This is a genomic window from Archangium sp. (assembly GCF_036389735.1).
GTDB lineage: Bacteria > Myxococcota > Myxococcia > Myxococcales > Myxococcaceae > Archangium.
This window is the reverse complement of the sequence record NZ_DASVWK010000452.1, coordinates 1-1,955: the sequence shown is the minus strand read 5'-3', so window position 1 is coordinate 1,955 and position 1,955 is coordinate 1. Positions and strand designations below refer to the sequence as shown.

Genomic DNA, 1,955 nt, shown 5'->3' with positions numbered 1-1,955 from the left:
CTGGTCGTACGCGAGGAAGGTCGCGCCGCCCGACTTCGCCAGCACCTTGGTGATGGCCGCCGTGAGGGACGTCTTGCCATGGTCCACGTGGCCGATCGTGCCGATGTTGACGTGGGGCAAACTTCTGTCGAACTTTTCCTTACTCATCGCTGCTCCTCACGAGGCCGGCTTGCCGGCGGGTCGGGGAAAGGTGCTGCGTCCTGCTCCAGTCCTGCACAAACGTCAACCTAAATCGCTCGCTCCCTCTCCGAGGGGTCGGCGCGATCAGCGGTTCAGTACGTCCTTTGGTGCGGGCGCGTAGTGGCTGAACCGCATGGTGTAGGTGGCTCTTCCCTGGCTGCGGCTGCGCAGGTCGGTCGAGTAGCCGAACATCTTGGCGAGCGGCACCTGGGCGTGAATGGCCTGCACGCCGCCCGGCCGGGGATCCATCCCCAGGATCTTCCCTCGGCGACCGTTCAGGTCGCCGATGACGTCACCCATGAAGTCGTCGGGGGTGACGATCTCACAGTCCATGATGGGCTCAAGGAGCGTGGGGTTCGCCGTACGCACGGCGTCTCGGAAGGCCATCGAGCCGGCGATCTTGAACGCCATCTCGTTCGAATCCACGTCGTGCATGGAGCCGTCGTAGGCCTCCACCTTCACGTCCAGCATGGGGTAGCCCGCGATGGGCCCGCTCTGCATGGACTCGGAGACGCCCTGCTTCACCGCGTCCACGAACTCCTTCGTCACCACCCCACCCTCGACCTTGTTCTCGAAGGAGAAGCCCGCCCCTGGCTCATTGGGCATCACCCGCAGCCAGATGTGGCCGTACATGCCCTTGCCGCCCGTCTGACGGATGTACTTGCCCTCGGTCTGCACGGGCGCGGTGATCGTCTCGCGGTAGGCCACCTGGGGCTTGCCCACGTTGGCGTCGACCTTGAACTCGCGCAGGAGCCGGTCGACGATGATCTCCAGGTGCAACTCGCCCATGCCGGCGATGAGTGTCTGCCCCGTCTCCTCGTTCGTCCTCACGCGGAACGACGGGTCCTCCATCGCCAGGCGCGCCAGGCTCGTGATGATCTTGTCCTGGTCCGCCGTGGACTTCGGCTCGATGGCCACGTCGATGACGGGCTCGGGGAATTCCATCCGCTCCAGGATGATGGGGTGCTTGTCGTCGCAGAGCGTGTCGCCCGTGGTCGCCAGCTTCAGGCCCACCACCGCGCAGATATCACCGGCGTAGCACTCCTGGACCTCGTCCTTCTTGTCCGCGCGCATCTGCACCAGCCGGCTGATGCGCTCGCGCTTGCCCTTCACCGAGTTCCACGCCGCCGTGCCCGCCTCCAGCTTCCCCGAGTAGATCCGGAGGAACGTCAGCGTCTGGGACTGGAACGACGGGTCGTTCATGATCTTGAAGACCAGCGCGCTGAAGGGCGCCTTGTCGCTCGTCTCGCGCGCCTCGTCCTCCCCCTTGGGGGTCTTGCCGTGCACCGGCGGCACTTCCAGCGGGTTGGGCAGGTAGTCCACCACCGCGTCCAGCAGCGGCTGCACTCCCTTGTGCTTGAAGGCCGAGCCACAGAACACGGGGAAGATCTTCAGCCCCAGGCACCCCTTGCGGATGGCGCCGCGGATCTCCTCCTCGGTGAGCTCCTTGCCCTCGAGGAACTTCTCGGTGAGCGCGTCGTCCTGCTCGGCGGCCGTCTCGACGAGCTCGCTCCGGGCCGCGTCGGCCTCCTCGCGGAACTCCTCGGGGATGTCCACCACGTCGTAGCGGCTCCCCTGCTCCGAGTCGTGGAAGACCAGCGCCTTCATCCGAACCAAGTCGATGACGCCGCGGTGCTTGTCCTCGCTGCCCAGCGGGAGTTGCAGGCGCACCGGACGCGCACCCAGCTTGTCGCGGATGGTGCCCACCGACATGGCGTAGTCCGCGCCCACCCGGTCCATCTTGTTGATGAAGCAGATGCGGGGGACCTTGTACT

At 65.9% G+C, this 1,955-nt stretch carries 2 protein-coding genes; both read right to left on the bottom strand.

The window, feature by feature from the left end:
• The coding region (locus VF794_RS16115; protein ID WP_331111347.1) for a GTP-binding protein at nucleotides 1-147 on the bottom strand (147 nt) is incomplete at its 3' end.
• 117 nt (nucleotides 148-264) lie between these two features.
• The coding region (gene fusA / locus VF794_RS16110) for an elongation factor G (RefSeq protein ID WP_331111345.1) at nucleotides 265-1,955 on the bottom strand (1,691 nt) is incomplete at its 5' end.